The organism is Zymomonas mobilis (assembly GCF_006715975.1).
Taxonomy (GTDB): Bacteria; Pseudomonadota; Alphaproteobacteria; order Sphingomonadales; family Sphingomonadaceae; genus Zymomonas; species Zymomonas mobilis_B.
Map to the genome: position 1 here is coordinate 469,447 of NZ_VFOF01000001.1, position 26,095 is coordinate 495,541.

Annotated in this window: 16 protein-coding genes, 1 tRNA gene and 1 pseudogene; 14 read left to right on the plus strand and 4 right to left on the minus strand. The window is 45.0% G+C overall.

Annotation, left to right across the window (positions count from 1 at the left end; genetic code table 11):
- From FBY58_RS01985 to glk, 11 genes and pseudogenes are all read left to right on the plus strand, one after another.
- On the plus strand, positions 1-552 hold the full coding sequence (locus tag FBY58_RS01985; RefSeq protein WP_141919253.1) for a rod shape-determining protein MreD: 552 nt from the start codon (positions 1-3) through the stop codon (positions 550-552).
- A gap of 128 nt (positions 553-680) precedes the next feature.
- Positions 681-2,614 (plus strand): annotated as a pseudogene (gene mrdA, locus FBY58_RS01990) (penicillin-binding protein 2).
- 11 nt (positions 2,615-2,625) lie between these two features.
- The gene (gene rodA, locus FBY58_RS01995) at positions 2,626-3,732 is read left to right on the plus strand and encodes a rod shape-determining protein RodA (RefSeq protein ID WP_141919254.1); all 1,107 of its coding nucleotides are present in this window, start codon (positions 2,626-2,628) and stop codon (positions 3,730-3,732) included.
- A 720-nt stretch (positions 3,733-4,452) separates the two neighbouring features.
- Entirely contained in the window at positions 4,453-5,427 is a 975-nt protein-coding gene (locus FBY58_RS02000) for a hypothetical protein (protein WP_185738167.1), read from the plus strand.
- A 95-nt stretch (positions 5,428-5,522) separates the two neighbouring features.
- Positions 5,523-7,745, plus strand: a complete 2,223-nt coding sequence (gene uvrB, locus FBY58_RS02005) for an excinuclease ABC subunit UvrB (protein ID WP_141919255.1) — start codon at positions 5,523-5,525, stop codon at positions 7,743-7,745.
- Positions 7,746-7,892: 147 nt separating this feature from the next.
- On the plus strand, positions 7,893-9,077 hold the full coding sequence (gene tgt / locus FBY58_RS02010) for a tRNA guanosine(34) transglycosylase Tgt (RefSeq protein WP_141919256.1): 1,185 nt from the start codon (positions 7,893-7,895) through the stop codon (positions 9,075-9,077).
- 51 nt (positions 9,078-9,128) lie between these two features.
- On the plus strand, positions 9,129-11,324 hold the full coding sequence (gene ligA / locus FBY58_RS02015; RefSeq protein ID WP_141919257.1) for an NAD-dependent DNA ligase LigA: 2,196 nt from the start codon (positions 9,129-9,131) through the stop codon (positions 11,322-11,324).
- Between the two features lie 372 nt (positions 11,325-11,696).
- The gene (locus tag FBY58_RS02020; protein ID WP_141919258.1) at positions 11,697-13,118 is read left to right on the plus strand and encodes a sugar porter family MFS transporter; all 1,422 of its coding nucleotides are present in this window, start codon (positions 11,697-11,699) and stop codon (positions 13,116-13,118) included.
- A gap of 146 nt (positions 13,119-13,264) precedes the next feature.
- On the plus strand, positions 13,265-14,722 hold the full coding sequence (gene zwf / locus FBY58_RS02025; protein WP_141919259.1) for a glucose-6-phosphate dehydrogenase: 1,458 nt from the start codon (positions 13,265-13,267) through the stop codon (positions 14,720-14,722).
- The gene (edd, locus tag FBY58_RS02030) at positions 14,715-16,541 is read left to right on the plus strand and encodes a phosphogluconate dehydratase (RefSeq protein ID WP_141919260.1); all 1,827 of its coding nucleotides are present in this window, start codon (positions 14,715-14,717) and stop codon (positions 16,539-16,541) included. The genes zwf and edd overlap by 8 nt, the downstream gene beginning before the upstream one ends.
- Positions 16,542-16,675: 134 nt before the next feature.
- Entirely contained in the window at positions 16,676-17,650 is a 975-nt protein-coding gene (gene glk, locus FBY58_RS02035) for a glucokinase (protein WP_141919261.1), read from the plus strand.
- 278 nt (positions 17,651-17,928) lie between these two features.
- On the opposite strand, the gene FBY58_RS02040 is transcribed toward glk, so the two are convergent.
- Positions 17,929-18,618, minus strand: a complete 690-nt coding sequence (locus FBY58_RS02040) for an aspartate/glutamate racemase family protein (protein WP_141919262.1) — start codon at positions 18,616-18,618, stop codon at positions 17,929-17,931.
- Positions 18,619-18,789: 171 nt separating this feature from the next.
- Between FBY58_RS02040 and FBY58_RS02045 the strand changes: the two genes are divergently transcribed.
- A complete protein-coding gene (locus FBY58_RS02045) occupies positions 18,790-19,251 on the plus strand; it encodes an Lrp/AsnC family transcriptional regulator (protein WP_141919263.1) in 462 nt (153 codons plus the stop codon).
- Between the two features lie 46 nt (positions 19,252-19,297).
- Here FBY58_RS02045 and FBY58_RS02050 read toward each other — a convergent pair whose 3' ends face one another.
- Entirely contained in the window at positions 19,298-19,648 is a 351-nt protein-coding gene (locus tag FBY58_RS02050) for an XRE family transcriptional regulator (RefSeq protein WP_260432025.1), read from the minus strand.
- Positions 19,649-20,517: 869 nt separating this feature from the next.
- Here FBY58_RS02050 and FBY58_RS02055 point away from each other — a divergent pair.
- Positions 20,518-21,780 (plus strand): glycoside hydrolase family 68 protein, encoded by a 1,263-nt coding sequence (locus FBY58_RS02055; protein ID WP_141919264.1) that lies wholly within the window; start codon positions 20,518-20,520, stop codon positions 21,778-21,780.
- 177 nt (positions 21,781-21,957) lie between these two features.
- On the plus strand, positions 21,958-23,196 hold the full coding sequence (locus FBY58_RS02060) for a glycoside hydrolase family 68 protein (protein ID WP_141919265.1): 1,239 nt from the start codon (positions 21,958-21,960) through the stop codon (positions 23,194-23,196).
- Between the two features lie 123 nt (positions 23,197-23,319).
- On the opposite strand, the gene FBY58_RS02065 is transcribed toward FBY58_RS02060, so the two are convergent.
- Both FBY58_RS02065 and lon read right to left on the minus strand, forming a co-directional pair.
- A tRNA-Val gene (locus FBY58_RS02065) sits at positions 23,320-23,394 on the minus strand.
- 127 nt (positions 23,395-23,521) lie between these two features.
- Positions 23,522-25,945, minus strand: a complete 2,424-nt coding sequence (lon, locus tag FBY58_RS02070) for an endopeptidase La (protein ID WP_141919266.1) — start codon at positions 25,943-25,945, stop codon at positions 23,522-23,524.
- Positions 25,946-26,095 lie beyond the last annotated feature (150 nt).

The following is a 26,095-nucleotide window of genomic DNA, read 5'->3' on the forward strand; positions in this document are numbered from 1 at the left end:
ATGGCTTTGACGCCCGTTAATGGTCATGCGGTAAGGCCGATTATTTCCCAAGATCAGGATTTGGGCTTTCTGCCGATCAGAGCCAAAATAACCCCCATTATTATGGTTTTATTGGCGAGCTTGTTTGAAACAGGTCCTTTTGTTTCTGTATTATCACTTTGGCCGTCTTTAGGCTTTTTAACGGCTTTGGGATGGCGGCTTTTTCGCCCTGAATTATGGCAAGCATGGATGGGGCTGCCTTTGGGCATGGCGAATGATATCATTAATGGTCAGCCACCTGCTGTATCCATGATTACATGGACATTCTGTTTTTTAATGATGGATATTGTTGATAATCGGTTAGTGTGGCGGAATTATTGGCAAGATTGGGTATTGGCGACTGTGGCTATTCTTTTTTGCAGTTTGCTGGCTCTGTTGATAACTTATGGCTTTAAGGGGCATATTGGTATTGAGATTGTCGCGGATATGCCAAGGATTTTGGTCACTATTTTGCTGTTTCCGGTTATCGAATTTTTCTGCTCTGTTGTCGATCGTTGGCGTCTTGGATTATAAAATCAGGATAAAAACAATAATAATAGAGAGTGGCATACCCAGTTCTAGTGCTTGTTTTTTATAATATTGTCCATATTTTCTGCCAAAGCCGTATTTCTGTTGCGTAATACTTGCCGGATTATTTTTCTGTGAAAAAGCGTAGTCACCTTATTACCCAGCATTCGCTTGGGTATACATTTTCCCGCCGTGCTATGCTTTTTGGCGGATTGCAATTGGCAACCGGCGGTTTGTTGGCGATGCGGATGGCATGGTTATCTGTGGCTGAAAACGAGCATTACAGCTTGATGGCCGAAGATAATCGGGTGCAGACGGTAATGATTCCGCCGAGAAGAGGGTGGATTGTTGATCGCCATAATCGCCCGATGGCCATCAACCACACAGATTTCCGCGTTGATATTATTCCTGACCAGATGCAGGATCGTGAGCGGGTTATTATTACCTTGGCAGAGCTTCTTAATCTTTCGCCGGATGATGTCGATCGTATCCGTGAAGATTTGAATAAAGCCGCCGGTTATCAACCTGTTCCGGTTGCCGAGCATCTCGATTATGAACATTTTGCGGCTATCTCTGTTCGATTGCCAGAAATGGCCGGAGTGGCTCCCCAAAGAAGTTATGCCCGATATTATCCAAACGGGTCTGCTGTCGGGCATTTGATCGGCTATGTCGGATCCGCAACGACAGAAGACTATAAAAAGACGCATGACCCTTTGCTGATTACCCCCGGATTCAAAATCGGGAAGCAAGGGTTAGAAAAAACCTTTGATGATTATTTAAGGGGTGTTCCCGGAGCAAAACGTTCCGAGGTGACAGCGCGTGGACGATTGGTGCGTGATCTTGAAAATAAGCCCGATCAGCCCGGTAAAAAACTACCTTTAACGATTGATGCCGGTTTACAGGATTATGCCGCCCGCCGGATTGGCGATAATAGTGCCGCCGTTGTTGTTATCGATACAGAAAATGGTGACATACTGGCTCAAGTGTCGATGCCTTGTTTCGATCCCAATGATTTTGCTGATGGGATTGGTCGGCGGGAATGGCAGAATTTATCCCAAGATGACCATCATCCGTTGATTGATAAGACAATTGCCGGTCTGTATCCACCCGGATCGACGGTCAAGCCGATGAATGCATTGGCTTTATTAGAGTTAGGGGTCGACCCTTACGAAACCGTAAACTGCACTGGAAGTTATCAACTCGGCAGCAGTATTTTCCATTGTTGGCGGAGACAGGGGCATGGCCCTGTCAATATGCATACGGCGATTACCCAAAGTTGTGACGTCTATTTCTATGCCATGGCGCATCGGGTCGGTATGGAGCCCTTGGCCGATATGATGCGGCAGTTAGGATTAGGTGCCAGTTATCATTTGCCTTTGGGGTCGGAGCATTATGGCACGGTGCCTGATCCGGCTTGGAAATTAAAAAATATCATCGCAATTGGACGGCTGCCGACACATTAAATGCATCTATTGGTCAAGGGGACGTTTTAGCCAATCCTTTGCAATTGGCGGTGATGGCAGCACGGCTGGCTTCGGGCAAACAAATTACCCCAAGGCTGATCTTATCAAAAGAGACACCCGCACCCGCAAAGTTAAATGTCAAAGAATCCCATTTGGATTTTATCCGACAGGCTATGCGGGATGTTGTTAATGGTGGCGGCACCGGCGGTGCTGCCAAATTATATGTCCCCGGGGTTGAATTAGCAGGTAAAACCGGAACGGCTCAGGTCCGTCGTATTTCCATGGCTGAACGTGGCCGAGGCGTGCTAAAAAATGCGCAATTAGCTTGGCGAATGCGCGATCATGCTTTGTTTGTCTGTTTCACGCCGACAGATAATCCACGTTATGCCGCTTCGGTGGTTGTCGAACATGGAGGACATATTGACTCTGCAACGGATGGCCCCGCCATTGCGCGCGATGTCCTCACTTATTTGTTTGATCCCGATCGCGCTATGGCTACACTGAATGCTCTGGAAGTATCATGGGGTGGGGATCTTATGAGCCGGATGCGTATGCGTTCGGAAAATAATGCCCAAAAAACACCTCCTAAACCCAATGTGACTTAGGCGAAATCGGGATGTTATCCTTAGTTCCTGCTCCTATCCGGCAGTTGCCGTGGAAGCTTTTGTTTCTGGTTATGGCTGTTGGCAGTTTTGGTTTGGTCGTTTTATATTCGGCAGGTGGCGGCATTCGTCCTTGGGCATTGAACCAAGGGTTGCGTTTTGTTTTCTTTATTTTTGTCGCCATTGCGATCAGCCGCATCGATCAGGATACGTTAAAGCGCGTGTCATGGCCGCTTTATGGCGGATTGTTGTTGTTGCTGTTATTTGTTGAGTTATTCGGTTTCGTTGGCGGTGGTAGCCGAAGATGGCTGAATTTGGGGATTATGACGCTTCAGCCTTCGGAACTGATGAAATTAGCGATTGTTTTGGCGATTTCCCGTTTTTACGATTTGCTGCCCGCCGGTGAAATTCGAACATTTTCTGCAATGTGGCCTGCAGCGGTGATGATTTTAGTGCCCGCCCTTCTGGTTGCGGTTCAACCTGATCTTGGCACTGCGCTCATGATTGTTGCGGGCGGCATTATCGTTACTTTTTTGGCAGGGTTGCCTTTATGGCTGTTTGTTGGCGGCGGTGTCTCGCTTGCCGCGATCGCACCTCTCGCATTCTTTTTTCTATTGCATGATTACCAACGTAATCGGGTTTTGATTTTTCTAACCCCAGAAAGTGATCCTTTGGGTAGAGGCTATCATATTAGCCAATCGAAGATTGCTATTGGTTCTGGCGGTATTTTCGGCAAAGGTTTTTTGAACGGCACTCAGAGTCATCTTGATTATTTGCCAGAGCGGCATACCGATTTTGTCTTTGCGACGATGGCGGAAGAATGGGGGCTGATTGGTGGCCTGTTTATCATTGTCAGCTTTATGATTATAATTAGTTGGGGCATGCGCGTTTCGTTGAATGCGCCATCGCGTTTTGCGAAGCTGACAGCGGCTGGACTGGCTTCGACCATTTTCTTTTATGTGGCGATCAATCTGGCTATGGTTATGGGAATGGCTCCTGTCGTGGGCATTCCGTTACCTTTGGTATCAAATGGTGGTTCTGCCATGATGAATGTCATGATTTGTCTGGGGCTATTGATGGCTATTGATCGTTGGACCCGTTACCCGAAAAAAGGGTTCTAATTACCTGATTTTTAAACGAAATATCTTCTGTCTTCTACATTCTTTCCAGTTGCATAATGTTTATATCTCTATGTTTTGAGATATATATTTTTATGGCTTTCTTTGCTTTTGATATTTTGTATTTTTTGTTTTGTTCTATCTAATTTTTTATACTTCAATTCGTCAATTTAAATTAATAGTATAAAAATATATTTATTATAATAATATTATGATTTAAAAATATTGTATTATTGTGTTGTAAGATGTACTTATTTCATTGATTATATTATTATTAAGAATAGAAATTAAAATTCGTATGTTTGTTTCTTATTTTTTGTGAATAAAAATTGTATGTAAATAATTTTTTATAAAAATAAATAATAATAACCAGTTACATCTGTGAATTTTATTTTTAAAAATTTTAATGAAGTGAATATATAAAATATATCGCTGTATTATAATTCTAATTCATGGTCACATTTATCAAAATTGAAATAATTATATATTTTATAGTATAAAAATAACAAATTATTTCTATTTTTTTAATTTTTTTTTAATTTACTTATTGTTTCCTTTGATTTACCCATCCTGCATTAACCATATGAAAAGAGGGGGTGGATAGTAAAAAATTAGATATTTCCGCTATTGATATCAATTCACATAGAAAAAGTATGGCTGATTATAGAGTTTTTATTTTTGGCTTTTTATACTTGAAAACTATGAATGGAAATAAAGATATACATGAAGTTAATCTGTAATTTTGGAATAACATTCGGATTATTCCTTGTACCCTCTTGTGTTTTTGCTACTCAAAGCAGTTTATCTTCTAGTTACCAGCAATGGTACACAGGTTCGCTTTTATCGCCTTCAGGTGCTTTGCGTCAGGGCGGCGTCACAATCGAACCCTATATATCTTATAATCGTCCTATTGATAACGTGGATGCCTTTGGTCACAAATCACCTGTTTATGGTGGCACCCAGAGCGTCGCTAATACAACGCTTGTTAAATACGGTATTACCAATCATTTGAGCATCCAGCTGCATCCTCAGTTTCTCTATAAATGGAAATCCAGTTACGGAAATGGTGGTGGGCAGCCTAGAATTGGGGATCTTCCGCTGGATTTTATCTGGCGTTTTATTGACCCGAATGAAAGCCGTCTTATTCCAGCCGTAATGATTCAGGCGGGTATCTCTTTCCCTACCGGTCGGTTCGATCGCTTAAACGCAACAAAAACCAATGCCGGAGGCAATGGTAACTATGTCTTCCGTGCTGCTTTGGTTACCCAGTCAACATACCGTATTTCTGGTCATGCCTTGAGAGTGCGTGGATGGGCGAATGTGCGTCGTTCTGTCCGTGATGCTGAAATTCATGGCATTAGTAGTTATGGCACCAGCCAAGATTTTATTGGTAACGCCGAAACTGGTATGAATGGGCAGGGTGGTGTTTCCGTTGAATATGGTATCAATCAGCGTTGGGTTTTGGCCTGTGATGTCGCTCGTGACTGGTCATATGGATCGAAGGTTAAAGGCTATAATAACGGGGTCGATTATGTGAATAAAACGGGGCAGGGATCTGGTGACTGGGTTGTAGCTCCGGCTGTCGAATATAACTGGTCTGCCCGTTATGGTATTATCGCTGGTGTCTCCACGCCTTTTTGGGGGAAGAATACGACTGAAAGTCTGTCCGGTCAGGTCGCTTTTGATATGGTTTTTTAGTCGTTTTTTGGCTGCCTTATCCAGAATGGTTTTGAATATAAAATTTAACCTCTTTCGGTGCTTGTTTCCTGCGATGGGGCTCTCATATCTTGAATATGACTATTGCGATCCGCACGACGCTTGATGAGCCAGAAAATCATGCCGATTTTGTGCCTCATCGCCCCAGCCGCCCCGAGAAAACAGAGCCATCAAAGCCATTTCGTCTGGTATCTGATTACGAACCTGCGGGTGACCAACCGCAGGCAATCCATGGCTTGTGTAAAGACATTGAAAAAGGGGAGCGGGATCAGGTTTTATTGGGCATAACGGGCTCTGGTAAGACTTTTACGATGGCAAAAGTCATTGAGAAATTGCAGCGTCCCAGTTTGATATTGGCTCCGAATAAAATTTTGGCCGCTCAGCTTTATGGTGAGTTCAAACGCTTCTTTCCAGAAAATGCGGTTGAGTTCTTCGTCAGCTATTACGATTATTATCAGCCAGAAGCCTATGTCCCAAGAACGGACACTTACATCGAAAAAGACAGTGCAATCAATGAAGCGATTGACCGGATGCGCCATGCGGCAACCCGTTCTTTGTTAGAGCGGGAAGATGTCATCATCGTTGCCTCTGTTTCTTGTCTTTATGGTATCGGGTCTGTTGATACCTATTCATCTATGACCTTTCGTTTGTTGAAAGGGCAGATGGCTGACCAACGGGAAATCATTCGGCGCTTGGTGGCATTGCAGTATAAGAGGAATGATGTTGCTTTTGGACGGGGTTCCTTTCGGGTGAAAGGTGATACCCTCGAGATATTTCCTTCCCATTATGAAGATATGGCGTGGCGGGTCAGCTTTTTTGGGGATGAAATTGAGGAAATCGCTGAATTTGATCCTTTAACAGGTGTCAAAATTGCCAAGCTTGATCAGATTAAGATCTATGCGAATTCTCATTATGTGACGCCGGAGCCGACTTTGAAAGCGGCTAATAACGCGATCCGGCGCGAATTGGGTAATCGTTTGCAGGAGTTTCAGGCGGAAGGTAAATTGTTGGAAGCGCAACGATTGGAACAGCGCACCGAATTCGATTTGGAAATGATGGCCGCTACGGGCGCTTGTTCCGGTATCGAAAATTATTCCCGCTTTCTAACTGGACGCGCACCGGGTGAGCCACCGCCAACGTTATTTGAATATCTGCCCGACAATGCTTTGCTTTTTGTGGATGAAAGCCATCAGACGGTGCCGCAGATTAACGGTATGGCACGGGGCGATTATCGCCGTAAGACGACTTTGGCTGATTATGGATTCCGTTTACCTTCCTGTATTGATAACCGCCCACTTCGTTTTGAAGAGTGGAATGCGATGCGGCCACAAACTGTCTATGTGTCTGCAACCCCTGGCCCTTGGGAATTAGAACAAACTGGCGGCGTTTTTGTCGAGCAGGTTATTCGGCCGACTGGGTTAGTTGATCCCGTCATAGAAGTGCGTCCGATTGAAGAACAGGTGGATAACCTGATTGTTGAAGCCAAAAAAACGGCGGCTTTGGGATGGCGTTCTTTGGTGACAACCTTGACCAAAAGAATGGCCGAGGATTTAACCGAATATATGTATGAAGCGGGTTTAAAAGTTCGCTACATGCATTCCGATATTGAAACGATTGAGCGTATCGAGCTTATTCGTGATTTGAGATTAGGCGTCTATGACGTTTTGATCGGTATCAACCTGTTACGTGAAGGGCTGGATATCCCTGAATGTGGGCTGGTCGCTGTTTTGGATGCCGATAAGGAAGGCTTTTTGCGTTCTGCAACATCGTTGATTCAGACAATCGGACGCGCTGCCCGTAATGCCGACGGACGCGTAATTTTATATGGCGATAAAATTACCGGCTCTATGGCACGAGCAATGGCCGAAACCGAACGCCGTCGCACCAAGCAGATCGCGTGGAATGAAGCGCATAATATAACGCCGACGACAGTTAAACGACAGGTTGACGATATTGTCGGCCATTTTGGTGTTGTAGAAGATCAGGATAAATCGGCTAAGCCGGAAAACCGCGATCCGAAAATGCTGGCGCGTTCTATCTCGGAAACTGAAAAAGAAATGTTGGAGGCGGCTGCTAATTTGGAATTTGAAAAAGCGGCTGAATTACGGGACGTTTTACAGCAGTTGAAACGGCAAGAATTAGGTCTGCCACCGGAAAAATCGATGGAGATACAGGGGCGTTCTGAAGCCGGGCGTCCCGGAACTCGAAAAACACGAAGCGACAAAGCCAGAGAAGTGCGGGCTTCCAAAAAAGAGAAGCAGGAAACGGGCGAAAAACCGTTGCGATCGCGCGGGCATTGATTTCCAGATAATCAAACAGAAACCCTGTCTTGAATGATGAAAATATCAATAGAGACAGGGTATTCCATTTTTATAGCTATATCATTATTCCGTAAATGCCGCTGGCAGGATTGACTTTTCTTCGAGCGGAGAAAAGCTTGGCAATAGATGACGGTAATCAAAGGAATAAAGGTGGTAGAAACAACAGCGCAAAATACGGATCGTCCGCGTTTTTCTTTTTCAATAGCGGCAAGAGAAGGAAAAGCGCGTACCGGCGTTATATCAATGAAGCGGGGCGATATCCGTACGCCTGCCTTTATGCCGGTCGGAACGGCGGCGACCGTGAAGGCGTTGAAACCGGAAACAGTTCGGGCGACGGGCGCTGATATTATTTTGGGTAATACCTATCACCTCATGCTGCGTCCCGGAGCAGAACGTCTCGCAAAATTGGGTGGGTTGCATTCTTTTATGGGATGGGATCGTCCGATCTTGACCGATAGTGGCGGCTATCAGGTAATGAGCCTTTCATCCTTGACGAAACAGAGTGAAGAAGGTGTCACCTTTAAAAGTCATTTGGATGGTTCACGGCATGTATTAACGCCGGAACGGTCTATCGAAATCCAGCATTTATTGGGTAGCGATATTGTCATGGCTTTTGATGAATGCACGCCCTATCCCGCGACACCTTCGCGTGCGACGTCTTCTATGGAACGGTCGGTGCGTTGGGCGAAAAGATCCCGCGAAGCTTTTAATAATACGGAAGAACAAGCCCGTAATGCGGCTTTATTCGGTATCCAGCAAGGCTCTGTTTTTGAAAATCTGCGCCAGCAATCGGCCGATGCGTTGGCTGAGATCGGCTTCGATGGTTATGCTGTTGGCGGTTTGGCGGTTGGTGAAGGACAGGAAGAGATGTTCCGCGTCCTCGATTTCTGTGTGCCGATGTTGCCGGATGATAAACCCCATTATTTGATGGGAGTTGGAAAGCCGGATGATATTGTCGGTGCCGTCGAGCGCGGTATTGATATGTTTGATTGCGTTTTACCAACGCGATCCGGCCGTAACGGGCAGGCCTTTACATGGGATGGCCCTATCAATATCAGAAATGCCCGTTTTTCAGAAGATTTGAATCCTTTGGATAGCGAATGTCACTGTCCTGTCTGTCAAAAATGGAGCCGTGCTTACATCCATCATTTGATCCGTGCCGGTGAAATTTTGGGTGCCATGTTGATGACAGAGCACAATATTGCCTTTTATCAGCAGTTAATGCAGAAAATACGGGATTCTATTGCTGAAGGCCGTTTTTCGCAATTTGCACAGGATTTCCGGACGCGTTATTTCGCACGAAATAGCTAGTTAAAATTTTCGGTTGTTTATCGGGGGCAGACGAAGCTAGAGCATGGCATTATGAGCGCAGACCTTGACCTTTTTTCGTATTCTGACCCTGAGAAACAGGATTTTTCGACTATATCGCCTAAGGATTTATCCCGTGAACAGGCGGTGCATGAATTAGAGCGATTGGCCAAGCTGATCCGGCATTACGACCATCTTTACCATGACAAAGATAATCCGGCGGTTCCAGACAGTGAATATGATGCGTTAGTATTGCGTAATCGTCGGATTGAACAGTTTTTTCCTGAACTGATCCGACCAGATTCACCCAGCACAAAGGTCGGAAGTCGTCCCAATTCTCGCCTGCCTAAAATTGCGCATCGTATGGCAATGCTGAGTTTGGATAATGGTTTTTCAGATCAAGATGTCGAATACTTTCTCGGGCGAGTGCGCCGTTTTTTCAAATTGGGTGAAACTCAGGCCGTTATTTGTACTGTAGAGCCGAAAATTGATGGCTTGTCTTGCTCTCTTCGTTACGAAAAAGGCGTGTTAACCCAAGCCGTAACCCGTGGCGACGGGGTTATTGGTGAAGATGTTACGCCGAATGTTCGTGTTATCGAGGATATCCCGAAAGCGCTATCAGGATCAGGATGGCCGGATATCATCGAAATTCGGGGTGAAGTTTACATGGCAAAGAGTGACTTTGCTGCCTTGAATGCCCGTCAGACAGAAGAGAATAAAAAAGTCTTTGCCAATCCGCGAAATGCAGCGGCTGGCTCTTTGCGGCAACTCGACCCGAATATTACAGCCAGACGATCCCTTCGCTTTTTGGCGCATGGTTGGGGAGATGTCTCTTCCTTACCTGCCGATACCCAATATGGTATGATGAAAGCGATAGAAAGTTACGGGCTTTCGGTTAGTTCGCTTTTAGCACGTGCTGAAAATATCGATCAGATATTGAAGCTCTATAACGATATAGAGGCTTCGCGTGCTGATATGGATTTCGATATTGATGGCGTTGTTTATAAATTAGATCAGCTGGATTGGCAGAAGCGGTTAGGATTTTCTGCACGCGCACCTCGATTTGCTTTGGCGCATAAATTTCCAGCAGAAAAAGCGCAAACCACCCTTATTGAGATTGATATACAAGTTGGACGCACGGGCGTTTTAACACCGGTTGCCAAATTAGAGCCGGTTACCGTTGGCGGTGTTGTTGTTTCTTCGGCCACTTTGCATAATGCGGATGAAATTGATCGTTTGGCTGTTCGTCCCGGGGATCGTGTGCTTGTCCAGCGTGCTGGCGATGTTATTCCTCAAATCGTAGAAAATTTGACTATCGACGTTGATCGGCCTGCATGGCATTTTCCCCATCATTGTCCTGTCTGTGGGTCTTTGGCAAAGCGGGAAGAAAATGAAGTCGCTTGGCGCTGCACCGGAGGACTGATCTGTCCAGCTCAACGGGTAGAACGCTTGTGCCATTTTGTATCACGCACGGCTTTTGAAATTGACGGCTTAGGCCGCACCCATATTGAAAGCTTCTTTTCAGACGGGTTGATTGAAACGCCTGCCGATATTTTTCGTCTTTCTCAGAAACGATCGCTTTTGATCGGAAGAGAAGGGTGGGGTGAGCTCTCTGTTGATAATTTGCTATCGGCTATAGAAACACGTCGAAAAATACCTTTTGATCGTTTTTTATACGCCTTGGGTATTCGTCATGTGGGCACTGTAACGGCGCGTGATTTGGCCAAATGTTATCAGACGTGGGAAAATTTCAGAGCTGCCTTGGATGAGGTCGCCAGTCTGCGGGGGGTGTTGCAGCCTTCAATCGGTGAAACCGCAGATAAATACCAAAAAAGGGTAGATAAAGAGATAGTCTCTTTTATTCATATCCCGAATATTGGCGCTAAAATCATTCATAGTTTGATAGATTTTTTTGCCGAGAAACATAATGACGAGGTGGTTTCTGATCTTTTGCGAGAGCTTCAGATTGAGCCGCTTTATTTTGAACTGTCATCATCGCCTTTATCGGGGCAGATTATCGTTTTTACTGGAAGCCTTCAAAAAATAACCAGAGATGAGGCCAAAAAACAGGCTGAAAATTTGGGTGCCAAGGTCGCTTCTTCGGTATCAAGGAAGACAAATCTGGTCGTTGCTGGAGAGGCTGCGGGCTCTAAGCTTTCAAAAGCGGAATCTCTTGGGATTATGATTATAGACGAGGAGAGATGGCACGAGATTGTAAAAAATGAAGGGTTGGACAGTATTAAAATTTAATAAATGCAATGCCATTTCTTGAAATTTATATTCCAAGTTTAGATTTTTATTGGTTTTTAGTATTTTTTAAAAAGAAAACATATTTTTTAAACACTTAAAGCATCTCTTTATTAGAAAATTTTGTTTTACTTGCGTTGTCATCAATCAAGCATAAGTAAAAAAATGATCGCATATGATCGACGCAAATATTATTCCAATAATGATAAGGAGGTTCCAAAATCGGTTCAATAGGAGTAATCCGTATTCAGTTCATCGCCAAGGATTCGGTTTGTGATGTTATTTTCGGTCAGAAACTAAAATAAGATCGATGTTTAACATTGCCGATACTCGGCGGTTTTAAGATTTACAGATTAAGGCGGGAGAGGAATCGCCATGAGTTCTGAAAGTAGTCAGGGTCTAGTCACACGACTAGCCCTAATCGCTGCTATAGGTGGCTTGCTTTTCGGTTACGATTCAGCTGTTATTGCAGCAATCGGTACACCGGTTGATATCCATTTTATTGCCCCTCGTCATCTGTCTGCTACGGCTGCGGCTTCCCTTTCTGGGATGGTCGTTGTTGCTGTTTTGGTCGGTTGTGTTACCGGTTCTTTGCTGTCTGGCTGGATTGGTATTCGCTTCGGTCGCCGCGGCGGATTGTTGATGAGTTCTATTTGTTTCGTCGCCGCCGGTTTTGGTGCTGCGCTGACCGAAAAATTCTTTGGAACCGGTAGTTCGGCTTTACAGATTTTTTGCTTTTTCCGGTTTCTTGCCGGTTTAGGTATCGGTATCGTTTCAACCTTGACCCCTACCTATATTGCTGAAATCGCTCCGCCAGACAAACGCGGTCAGATGGTTTCTGGTCAGCAGATGGCCATCGTGACGGGTGCTTTAACTGGTTATATCTTTACCTGGTTACTGGCTCATTTCGGTTCTATCGATTGGGTTAATGCCAATGGCTGGTTCTGGTCTCCGGCTTCGGAAGGCATGATCGGTATTGCCTTCTTACTGCTGCTGTTAACGGCACCGGATACGCCGCATTGGTTGGTGATGAAAGGACGTCATTCCGAGGCCAGCAAGATTCTTGCTCGTCTGGAACCGCAAGTCGATCCTTCTTTGACGATTCAAAAAATTAGAGCCGGCTTTGATAAAGCTATGGACAAAAGCAGTGCAGGTTTGTTTGCTTTTGGTATCACCGTTGTTTTTGCCGGTGTCGCAGTTGCTGCATTCCAGCAGTTGGTTGGTATTAACGCCGTGCTGTATTACGCACCGCAGATGTTCCAGAATTTAGGTTTTGGCGCAGATACGGCATTATTGCAGACCATCTCTATTGGTGTTGTGAACTTTATCTTCACCATGATTGCTTCTCGTGTTGTTGACCGTTTCGGTCGCAAACCCCTGCTTATTTGGGGTGCTCTCGGTATGGCCGCAATGATGGCAGTTTTGGGCTGTTGCTTCTGGTTCAAAGTCGGTGGTGTTTTACCTTTGGCTTCTGTGCTTCTTTACATTGCAGTTTTTGGTATGTCATGGGGCCCTGTCTGCTGGGTTGTTCTGTCAGAAATGTTCCCGAGTTCCATCAAGGGCGCAGCGATGCCTATCGCTGTTACTGGACAATGGTTAGCTAATATTTTGGTTAACTTCCTGTTTAAGCTTGCCGATGGTTCTCCTGCATTGAATCAGACTTTCAACCACGGCTTCTCTTACCTTGCTTTCGCAGCATTGAGCATTTTGGGTGGCTTGATTGTTGCCCGCTTCGTGCCGGAAACCAAGGGTCGGAGTCTGGATGAAATCGAGGAGATGTGGCGCTCCCAGAAGTAGTTAAACTTGCTTTGGCTGAATCCTTTTTGTCTTTTTTAGATAAGTCTTAACCAATTATACTTTTTGTTTAGAACGATGGTATAAACGGGGTAGACACGCTAGAAACAGGCTAAAGGGATTCGGCCTCTGTTTTAAGGACGAGAATAATGACAAATACCGTTTCGACGATGATATTGTTTGGCTCGACTGGCGACCTTTCGCAGCGCATGCTGTTGCCGTCGCTTTATGGTCTTGATGCCGATGGTTTGCTCGCAGAAGATCTGCGTATTGTTTGCACCTCCCGTAGTGATTTTGACACGGACGGCTTCCGTAATTTCGCAGAAAAATCTTTAGATCGCTTCGTCGCCCCTGACCGGTTGAATGATGAAGCCAAAGCTAAATTTCTTGCCAAGCTGTCCTATGCTACGGTCGATATTACTGATCCGACCCAATTTGGAAAATTAGCTGAACTTTGTGGTCCGGTCGAAAAAGGTATCGCCATTTATCTTTCGACTGCGCCTTCATTATTTGAAGGGGCAATCGCTGGTCTGAAACAGGCTGGTCTGGCTGGTCCAAATTCTCGCCTGGCGCTTGAGAAACCATTAGGTCACGATCTTGCTTCTTCTGACCATATTAACGATGCGGTTTTGAAGGTTTTCTCTGAAAAGCAAGTTTATCGTATCGATCATTATCTGGGTAAAGAAACGGTTCAGAACCTTCTGACCCTGCGTTTCGGCAATGCTTTGTTTGAACCGCTGTGGAATTCAAAAGGTATCGATCACGTCCAGATTAGCGTAGCTGAAACTGTTGGACTCGAAGGCCGTATTGGTTACTTTGATGGATCAGGCAGCTTGCGCGACATGATTCAGAGCCACATTCTTCAGTTGGTTGCTTTGGTTGCTATGGAGCCACCGGCCCATATGGAAGCTACCGCTGTTCGTGATGAAAAAGTAAAAGTTTTCCGCGCTCTGCGTCCTATCAATAATGACTCGGTCTTCACCCATACCGTCACTGGCCAATATGGCGCTGGTGTTTCTGGTGGTAAAGAAGTCGCTGGCTATATTGATGAACTGGGTCAGCCTTCTGACACTGAAACCTTTGTTGCTATCAAAGCACATGTTGATAACTGGCGCTGGCAGGGTGTTCCTTTCTACATCCGCACCGGTAAACGTTTACCAGCCCGTCGTTCTGAAATTGTGGTTCAGTTTAAACCTGTTCCGCATTCAATTTTCTCATCTTCGGGTGGTATTTTACAGCCGAACAAACTGCGCATTGTCTTGCAGCCTGACGAAACCATCCAGATTTCTATGATGGTTAAAGAACCAGGCCTTGACCGTAATGGTGCGCATATGCGTGAAGTTTGGCTCGACCTTTCCCTTACAGACGTATTTAAAGATCGTAAGCGTCGCATCGCTTATGAACGTCTGATGCTTGATCTTATCGAAGGCGACGCTACTTTATTTGTGCGTCGTGACGAAGTTGAGGCGCAGTGGGTTTGGATTGATGGAATTCGTGAAGGCTGGAAAGCCAACAGCATGAAGCCAAAAACCTATGTATCTGGTACATGGGGGCCTTCAACTGCTATAGCTTTGGCCGAACGTGATGGAGTAACTTGGTATGACTGATCTGCATTCAACGGTAGCACAGGTTACCGCGCGCGTTATTGAACGCTCGCGGAAAACCCGTAAGGCTTATCTGGACTTGATCCAGAATGAACGGGAAAAAGGCGTAGATCGTCCAAACCTGTCCTGCAGCAACCTTGCTCATGGCTTCGCAGCAATGAACGGTGACAAGCCGGCTTTGCGCGACTTCAATAGCATGAATATCGGTGTCGTGACTTCATACAACGATATGTTGTCCGCTCATGAACCCTATTACCGCTATCCGGAGCAGATGAAGGTATTTGCTCGCGAAGTCGGTGCAACGGTTCAGGTCGCCGGTGGCGTTCCTGCTATGTGTGATGGTGTGACCCAGGGTCAGCCAGGCATGGAAGAATCCCTGTTCAGCCGCGATGTTATCGCTTTGGCTACCAGTGTTTCCTTGTGCCACGGTATGTTCGAAGGCGCAGCCCTTCTCGGTATCTGCGATAAGATCGTCCCAGGTCTTTTGATCGGCGCTTTGCGTTTCGGTCATCTCCCAACCGTTCTGGTTCCTTCAGGTCCAATGACCACGGGTATTCCGAACAAGGAAAAAATCCGTATCCGTCAGCTTTATGCTCAGGGTAAAGTTGGTCAGAAAGAACTTCTGGACATGGAAGCTGCTTGCTACCACGCAGAAGGTACTTGCACCTTCTTCGGTACGGCAAATACCAACCAGATGGTTATGGAAGTCCTTGGTCTGCATATGCCAGGTTCGGCATTCGTTACCCCAGGAACGCCTCTCCGTCAGGCATTGACGCGCGCTGCTGTGCATCGTGTTGCTGAACTGGGATGGAAGGGCGACGATTACCGTCCGCTCGGTAAGATCATTGATGAAAAATCAATCGTCAATGCCATCGTCGGCTTGCTTGCAACGGGTGGTTCAACCAACCATACCATGCATATTCCGGCTATCGCTCGCGCTGCTGGTATTATCGTTAACTGGAATGACTTCCATGATCTTTCTGAAGTTGTTCCGTTAATTGCTCGTATCTATCCGAATGGTCCTCGCGATATCAACGAATTCCAGAATGCTGGCGGTATGGCTTATGTCATCAAAGAACTGCTTGCTGCTAATCTGTTGAATCGTGATGTTGTGACCATCGCTAAAGGCGGTATCGAAGAATACGCAAAAGCACCGACGTTGAACGATGCTGGCGAATTGGTCTGGAAACCGGCTGATGAAACGCCAGGCGATGACAGCATTCTGCGCCCGGCTTCAAATCCTTTCGCTAAAGATGGCGGCTTGCGCCTTCTGGAAGGTAATCTTGGTCGTGCAATGTACAAGTCAAGTGCTGTTGATCCTAAATTCTGGACCATTGAAGCACCTGTTCGCGTATTCTCTGATCAAGACGATGTTCAGAAAGCCTTCAAGGCTGGCGAATTGAACAAAGACGTTATCGTTGTTGTTCGTTTCCAGGGCCCGCGCGCTAACGGTATGCCTGAATTGCACAAATTGACCCCAGCTCTTGGTGTCATGCAGGATAATGGCTTCAAAGTCGCTTTGGTGACCGATGGCCGTATGTCGGGTGCTACCGGTAAAGTTCCAGTTGCCTTGCATGTAAGCCCCGAAGCACTGGGTGGTGGTGCTATCGGTAAATTGCGTGATGGCGATGTTGTTCGCATCTCTGTTGAAGAAGGCAAATTGGAAGCTTTGGTTCCTGCTGATGAGTGGAATGCTCGTCCGCATGCTGAAGCCCCTGCTTTCCAGCCGGGTACCGGACGTGAACTGTTTGATATCTTCCGTAAGAATGCTGCTAAAGCTGAAGACGGTGCAGTCGCAATTTTCTCAGGTGCCGGTATTTAATTTTTCTGCTGAAAAATTATACACTTGGACTTTGTAAACTCTTTTCTGGTATAGGGTTACCTATACCAGAACTGAAATCAGATTTGTTTTTGGTCCTATTATGGTGACTTTCTGATTTTAGAAAGGAAGTATTCATGGAAATTGTAGCGATTGACATCGGTGGAACGCATGCGCGTTTCTCTATCGCGGAAGTTAGCAATGGTCGGGTTCTTTCTCTTGGAGAAGAAACCACTTTCAAAACAGCAGAACATGCCAGCTTGCAGTTAGCATGGGAACGTTTCGGTGAAAAACTGGGACGTCCTTTACCCCGTGCAGCCGCTATCGCATGGGCCGGCCCGGTTCATGGTGAAGTTTTAAAACTTACCAATAACCCGTGGGTATTAAGACCAGCTACTTTGAACGAAAAGCTGGGCATTGATACGCATGTTCTTATCAATGACTTTGGTGCTGTGGCTCATGCCGTAGCGCATATGGACGCCTCTTATCTCGATCATATCTGTGGTCCTGATGCGCCGCTGCCTAGCGATGGTGTTATCACGATTCTTGGACCGGGAACCGGTTTAGGCGTTGCTCACCTTCTGCGCACTGAAGGTCGTTATTTCGTTATCGAAACCGAAGGCGGTCATATCGATTTCGCACCGTTAGACAGACTGGAAGATAAAATTCTGGCGCGTCTGCGTGAGCGTTTCCGTCGTGTTTCTATCGAACGTATTATTTCTGGCCCAGGCCTTGGTAATATCTACGAAGCATTGGCTGCTATTGAAGGCGTGCCGTTCAGCTTGCTCGATGATATTAAATTATGGCAGATGGCTCTGGAAGGCAAAGACAACCTTGCCGAAGCCGCTTTGGATCGCTTCTGCTTGAGCCTCGGTGCTATTGCTGGTGACCTTGCTTTGGCTCAGGGTGCTACCAGTGTTGTTATCGGTGGTGGTGTCGGTCTGCGTATCGCATCCCATTTGCCGGAATCAGGTTTCCGTCAGCGCTTCGTTTCCAAAGGACGCTTTGAACGCGTCATGTCCAAGATCCCGGTTAAGTTAATTACTTATCCGCAGCCTGGACTGCTGGGTGCTGCTGCTGCCTATGCCAATAAGTATTCTGAGGTTGAATAGTATTTTCTGAATATTATTCGCTGAATTAAAAGAGCTGCCTTTTTGTTTCGACGGAAAGGTAGCTCTTTTTTTTGCGCTTATGAGAAGACATTCGCTGAAGTATTTTTAAAATAAACGTCTTCATAGCGGTCATAGCGGATAGGTTAAAAAAAATAGCCCGCTCGCTGGATTGCAGAGCAGGCTATTAGAAAAATCTTGGTAAAGATTAAAGGCGGCTATTACCTCAATATCTGATCTCAGATCAGAAAAAATATGCACCAAGATATTTTAAAATATGTTTATGCCAATGCAAAGCGAACAGCCGCTTCAGCATGAATCTGCGTGGAATCGTAGCTCGGCAAATCGAGCATGTCCTGTTTGATCAACAGAGGAATTTCGGTGCATCCGAGAATAACAGAGTCGATACCTTTTGAACGGGCTTTTTCAATAATCTCGAGATAACGTTTACGAGAAGAGTCTTTGACTTCACCCTGGCATAATTCACCGAAGATAACGTCATGAACAACGCCTCTATCTGCGTCGTCCGGCGTGACTACATCGAGACCCTGATTTTGCATACGATCGGTATAGAAGCCATGTTCCATGGTGTAGCGCGTAGCCAAAAGGAGAGGGCGCTTCTTACCATCTTTTTTCAGGGCTTTGGCTGTTTCATCAACAATATTGATGAGCGTTACGCCAGACATCTTTTCTACGGCATCAGCAACAAGATGCATTGTATTGGTGCATATAAGAACACAATCCGCACCAGCTTTTGCTAAGCCTGCGCCTGCTGAGCCTAAAAGCTTTGCAGCATCGTCCCAGCGATCGGCTTTCTGGAGAGCGACAACTTCGGAAAAATTCAGAGAATGCATAAGCAGATCTGCAGAAACCAATCCACCCAGCTGGTCGCGTATAGCTTCATTGATTATCTGGTAATAGGTAACCGTTGATTCCCAGCTCATACCGCCAATGAGGCCAATTTTCTTCATGTGTTTATTTCCGTTGCCTGATTATTTATAGCTTTAAGAATGCCACTGATTTTGAAAAAAAAGCGCGCATTCTTTGAAGAATCAAGGCATGAAAGCGCAAAAAAATATATAGATTTTGATTTTACATGCAAAAATATTGCGTAGTTGAAATGAGTGCCCTACATATTTCTTATGATCGATTATCGAGATAAACATATCTTATCTTTGCTACAGGCTAATGCTGAAATGCCTTTGGCTGACATTGCCGAGCGAGTAGCTCTATCAGTTTCGGCCTGTTCACGCCGTGTGGCTCGGTTACGCGAAGAAGGGTATATAAAAGGCACAATAGCCTTGCTGGATAGGAAGAAGATCAATCTTCCAACTACTATTTTTTTGCTGGTGAAAACCGGATTACATGCAAAGGATTATCTTGAGAAATTTCATGCGGCCGTCAGTGCTATTCCAGAGATTGTTGAGGTACATCGGCTGACTGGAAATTTTGATTATATTTTAAAGTTAGCTTTACCGAATGTTGAATATTACGATATCATTTATAAACAGATACTAAAACATGTCGCCTTCTATGATATGTCGGCTTATATCTCTATGGAAACAGTAAAACTTTCACCTTCATTGCCCACAAATTATATATAATATTATTTTTTAAGATTTAATATAGAAATGAATTGGGTTTTTGGTTTTAAGGATTATTTTCTAGGTTATCTGTTAATAACTTTGTATTTTTATAAAGTATTTTTTGTCCATCTATCTTGTTCTGTGCGAGAGTCTTAATCTGATGTACTTTGTTTTTGTGTAATGTTGCCATGCAGCTTTGATAGAGTAAAAAATCGAGAATAGAAGGTATTTCTGCCGCTTGTGCAATTGCTTCCAAATTTTTTACCGACATAATTGAGCTATGATTCATGTCGACAGCGCGAGAGAGTGTTGTCGCCGCCCTTATATTGGCTCTACGTGCCAATTCTGCCCAGCTTATATCCATTTTTTGCTGGATAGTGTAAAGCCATTCAGCAATGATTTCTTTTTGTACCATCACCTATCTCAGTAATCAGTTGTGCTGATGTAATGTTTATATAGGTTGATGTATAAATAAAATGTTAAATTTGATAAAAATAATATTGTATTGTTGTAATAATATTCAGAATACTAGACTTATTAAGTAGATAATAAGAATAGTCTCATGAAAGATTGCCGGAATCATTTGGGTCGACCAAGTGGAAAGCTTACACCGCGCCGTAAAGAAATTTTAGAATATTGGCGGCGATATGGCCCCGTTTCTTTGAGTAAGCTAGCTCGAGATTGTCATATTTTTGATAAACAGACGGCGAGACGATTTCTCATTACCTTTGAAGAAATGGGCCTTTTAAAGCCTCCTCGTATTTCATCTTATAAAAAATAATAAAAAATTAAAAAATATATTTTAATGTTGGATATTAAAAAATATACAATGAGTTATCGACAGTAAAAACTTAAATTTAATGAAATATACTTTTTATAAAATTTATTTTTACTTGTTGTAAATTTAGAATTATCAAAATCATATAAAGAAAATATGTTTTTATTTAATTTTTAATTAAAATTAAAGGAGTTTTTTATGTGGGTATTTTATAGCTTTTTAATAAAAAATATCTTTTCCTATCTGTGTTGTGATTATTGAGATAATTAGCTGATTATCCGTTGGTTATATTATCTCATCTAAATATTGAGATATATGTTTCGAAAATAACAATAATGAATTGTTATTAAATAAGTAATCCAAAAATAAATAATAATATTACGCTTTGAATATTGAAGCGCGACTTTCGAAAAGGCAATTTTTTTAAATATTTTGCTTTTTGGAAAGTCGAAAAGAAGAGTTGTGTCTTTTTTCGGCTTTATTTCATCATTTATAGGATAGTTCTTATGTTGAATAAAGCAGGCATTGCAGAGCCGAGCTTGTGGACCCGTGCGGATGCAATGAAGGTTCAGAGCGATGATCCTACCGCAACCATGCCTATTATTGACTATGATTTCCCAATCATGACGGATCAGTATTGGGTATGGGACACATGGCCGTTACGTGACATTAATGGTCAGGTTGTCAGCTTCCAAGGATGGACGGTTATTTTCTCTTTGGTTGCCGATCGTGCCAAATATAATTGGAGCAATCGAAATGATGGTGCCCGTATTGCTTATTTCTACTCTCGTGGTGGAAGCAATTGGGTTTTTGGTGGCCATCTTTTAAAAGATGGTGCAAATCCCCGCTCTTGGGAATGGTCCGGCTGCACTATTATGGCTCCCGGGACGGCCAATGCCGTCGAAGTATTCTTTACCTCTGTGAATGATACGCCGTCGCAGTCGGTTCCCGCTCAGTGCAAAGGCTATATCTATGCCGATGATAAATCGGTCTGGTTTGATGGCTTTGATACAGTAACTGATCTGTTTCAGGCAGATGGCCTTTATTATGCTGACTATGCGGAAAATAATTTCTGGGATTTCCGTGATCCTCATGTTTTCATCAATCCTGAAGATGGCAAAACATACGCCTTGTTTGAAGGTAACGTTGCCATGGAACGGGGCACGGTCGCCGTTGGTAAAGACGAGATCGGTCCAGTGCCGCCTAAAACGGAAACGCCAGATGGTGCCCGTTATTGCGCCGCCGCGATCGGTATTGCCCAAGCCACGAATGACGCCCGCACCGAATGGAAATTGTTACCGCCTTTGGTAACGGCCTTTGGTGTTAATGATCAGACCGAACGGCCGCATGTCGTGTTCCAGAATGGTTTGACCTATTTGTTCACGATCAGCCATCATTCTACCTATGCAGATGGTTTGTCTGGCCCTGATGGTGTTTACGGCTTCGTTTCCGAAAAAGGCATCTTTGGTCCTTATGAACCGATGAATAGCTCTGGTTTGGTGTTGGGTAATCCATCGTCACAGCCTTATCAGGCCTATTCACATTATGTGATGACCAATGGTTTGGTAACATCCTTTATTGATACCATTCCGAGCTCTGACCCAACGGTTTTCCGTTATGGTGGCACCTTGGCACCGACGGTTAAATTGGAATTGGTCGGTCATCGCAGCTTCGTTACCGAAGTAAAAGGCTACGGCTATATCCCGCCACAGATCGAGTGGTTAGCAGAAGATGAATCTTCTCGTTCTGCAATGACACTGTCTTTATAGAATAAATAAGCGTTATTCTTTGTAAATGACTTGTCTGTTTATGCTTTAAATAAAGCATAATTATTAATTAATTTTATTTCAACTTAAAAACGGGTTCATCAGGGCATTTTGCCCTGATGAATACCCATCCTATTCCTATAAAAATTTGAGAAACTTAAGAAAGCGTATACTGATTTAATGTTTAATTTTAATGCCAGTCGCTGGACGAGAGCCCAAGCGATGAAAGTAAATAAACTCGATTTGACTACTTCTATGCCGGAAATCGGCACCAGCTTTCCTATTATGCGTGACGATTTGTGGCTTTGGGACACTTGGCCGCTGCGTGATATCAATGGCAATGTTGTCAGTTTTAAAGGCTGGACGGTTATTTTCTCTTTGGTCGCTGACCGCAATATCCCGTGGAATGATCGTCATTCTCACGCTCGTATCGGCTATTTCTATTCGAAAGATGGAAAAAGTTGGGTTTTTGGTGGCCATCTTTTGCAGGAATCTGCCAATACCCGCACTGCCGAATGGTCTGGTGGCACAATTATGGCACCAGGTTCACGCAATCAGGTCGAAACCTTCTTCACCTCTACTTTGTTCAATGAAAATGGTGTTGCCGAAGCCGTCGCCGCTGTGACTAAAGGCCGGATCTATGCCGACAGTGAAGGGGTCTGGTTTAAAGGATTCGATCAATCAACGGATATATTTCAGGCTGATGGTCTGTTTTATCAAAATTATGCAGAAAATAATCTCTGGAATTTCCGTGATCCTCATGTTTTCGTCAATCCTGAGGATGGTGAGACCTATGCTTTGTTCGAAGGCAATGTTGCCACTATCCGTGGAAAAACAGATATAGGCGATGATGAAATTGGACCAGTGCCTGAAGATACGGTTGTTCCGGAAGATGCCTGTTTATGTTCGGCTTCTATCGGCATTGCTCATTGTTTGTCGTCAGACCGCACGGAATGGGAATTGTTACCGCCATTGCTGACCGCTTTTGGTGTTAATGACCAGATGGAACGGCCCCATGTCATTTTCCAGAATGGTTTGACCTATTTGTTCACGATTAGCCATGATTCAACCTATGCAGACGGCCTGACCGGTTCTGATGGTCTTTATGGTTTTGTTTCCGAAAATGGCATTTTTGGCCCTTATGAGCCGTTAAATGGTTCAGGTCTTGTCTTGGGTGGTCCTGCTGCTCAGCCAACCGAAGCCTACGCCCATTATATTATGAATAATGGTCTGGTTGAATCCTTTATCAATGAATTGATTGATCCCAAGACCGGAAAAGTTATTGCAGGTGGCACCCTGGCACCGACCATTCGCGTCGAATTGCAGGGACACGAAACCTTTGCAACTGAAGTGATGGATTATGGTTATATTCCGGCTTCTTATGCATGGCCGGTATGGCCTTTCCCTGATCGTCGCTAAGGCATCAGGCAGACTATTTCCCTTCTATTCTGCGCTATCATTTGAATAATAGGTAGAGCTGGAAACGACGTCCTTATCCGGAATTAAATAAACCGGACATCAATTTTTATGAAATTTTGAGAATGGTGGGCGCGGCTGGGATTGAACCAGCGGCCACTGCGATGTGAACACAGTGCTCTACCACTGAGCTACGCGCCCTTTATGCTGCGAAGCAGTAAGAAAAACCTGAAGCTTTGTCCAGAGTTTTTTCAAATAGCAGAGTAAATTATAAAAATATCCCTGCCAGCCGGTTTGACTAGCAGGGATAAGGGTTAATGACTTTTATTTAATGATGAACCTGACTTAAGCCATCAGAATTATGGTGGCTTAAAGCCGTAGGCGGGAAGGCCGCCAGATCATCGGCTTCGCTCCAGTCAATCGGATCAAGCTTTTCCGTTAAGGCAAGCGCCAAAACTTCATCAGCATGCGAAACCGGAATGATTTTGAGACCTTTTTTGATGTTTTCCGGTAATTCGATCAGATCCTTCTGATTTTCTTCTGGAATTAACACAGTCTTGATCCCTCCTCGCAGTGCAGCGAGAAGTTTTTCTTTCAATCCACCGATAGGTAAGACATTGCCTCTTAAGGTGACTTCACCCGTCATGGCGATATCGCGGCGCACTGGAATGCCCGTCAAAACCGAGGTGATAGCCGTCACGATGCCAATACCGGCAGAAGGACCATCTTTCGGGACGGCACCTTCGGGTAAATGGATATGGACATCTTTCCGGCTGAAAAGGCTGGGTTTAATACCATAGAGAGGGGCACGGGATTTAACGAAAGATAAAGCGGCCTGAATGGACTCTTTCATCACATCGCCCAGTTTACCCGTCGTGCGGATATTGCCACGGCCAGGTACGGTGACGCTTTCAATGGTCAGTAATTCACCGCCAACTTCCGTCCATGCGAGACCGGTGACGATGCCGACCTGATCTTCTTTTTCCGAAATCCCGAATTTATACCGGCGAACACCCGAAAAATCGCTAAGATTTTCAGCGGTGACCGTGATTGATTTATCTTTCTTTTCGAGAATCCGCCGTAATGCCTTACGAGCAATTTTAGCTAATTCGCGTTCAAGTGCACGGACACCCGCTTCACGGGTATAGTAACGGATAAGATCGCGAATAGCGGATTTATCAACCGCAAATTCACCTTTTTTCAGGCCATGCGATTTAATTTGTCGTGGCAAAAGATGGCTGACAGCGATTTCGATCTTTTCATCTTCGGTATAACCTTCAAGACGAATGATTTCCATGCGGTCGACCAGGGCTGCCGGCAAATTCAAAGAATTGGCGGTTGCAACAAACATGACGTCTGAAAGATCAATATCAGTTTCCAGATAATGATCCTGGAATTTGTTGTTCTGCTCGGGGTCTAAGACTTCGAGCAGGGCTGACGCTGGATCGCCCCGGAAATCTTGTCCCAATTTATCAATTTCATCCAGCAAGAACAGCGGATTAAAGCTTTCTGCCTTTTTGATATTGGTTACAATTTTACCCGGAAGTGAGCCGATATATGTCCGACGATGGCCACGGATTTCCGCTTCATCGCGGACGCCGCCTAATGACTGTCTGACAAATTCGCGTCCTGTCGCCTTCGCAATAGAGCGAGCCAAAGAGGTTTTACCGACACCGGGAGGGCCGACGAGGCAAAGGATCGGGCCTTTCAGCTTGTTGGTGCGCGCCTGAACCGCGATATATTCGAGGATCCGTTCTTTGACCTTATCAAGGCCAAAATGTTCTTCACCCAGAATTTTCTCTGCAGCCAAGATATCTTTTTTGACCCGTGTTTTTTTGCCCCATGGCATATTCAACAGGGTTTCAAGATAAGAGCGGACAACCGTCGCCTCGGAGGACATGGGTCCCATCGTCCGTAATTTTTTCAATTCGGACGTGGCCTTGGCCTTGACCTCTTTCGGCAGCTTGGGATTGTTCAGCTTTTGCGTGAATTCGGACAGTTCATCACCGTCATCTTCTTCTTCGCTACCCGCTGTTTCGCCCGTGGAAAGTTCTCTCTGAATAGCTTTTAGCTGTTCATTGAGGTAATATTCCCGCTGGTTCTTTTCCATTTGGCGTTTGACGCGGCTTCTGATTTTGCGCTCGACTTGCAAAACGCCGAGTTCGCCTTCCATCAGGCCAAAAGTCATTTCCAAACGTTTGAACGGATTCAGCTCTTCAAGCAGAGGCTGCTTGTCGGCTACCTTGACGGCTAGATTGACGGCAATGGCGTCAGCCAGTCGAGAAGGGGTATCAATTTCGCTGATTTCATGGGCAATATCGCCCGGTAATTTGCGATTGAGTTTAGCGTAATGTTCAAACTGGTCCTTGACGGAGCGCATCAGCGCTTCATCCTCGTTATTTTCAACCGAGGCGTCTTCGAGCGGTTCGATTTCGGCAACCAAATGGCCGCTAGAATCATCCATGCCAGTTATTTTGGCGCGTTTACGCCCTTCAACAAGCACCCGAACGGTTCCATCAGGTAGTTTCAGAAGCTGCAGCACATTGGCAACCACGCCAACATCATAAAGCGCTTCACGATTGGGGTCTTCTTCAGCCGGGTCGCGTTGGGAAACAAGAAAAATGGTTTTCTCTGCTGCCATCACGCTTTCAAGCGCTGCTACCGATTTTTCACGACCGACAAAAAGCGGCGCGATCATATGGGGAAATACGACGATGTCGCGCAGCGGTAAAACGGGAAGGGTTTCTGTCATCACAACTCCACTGAGGCGGCAAAATGCTCACGCCTTTTCATAAATATGGTGTCGATCTTTCTGGGTTCAATCACGGGCGTGTATCAGGAATATAACTTATTTGGGCAAAGAATTTAAAATAGCATAAAATAAAACTTTGTGCATGAATAA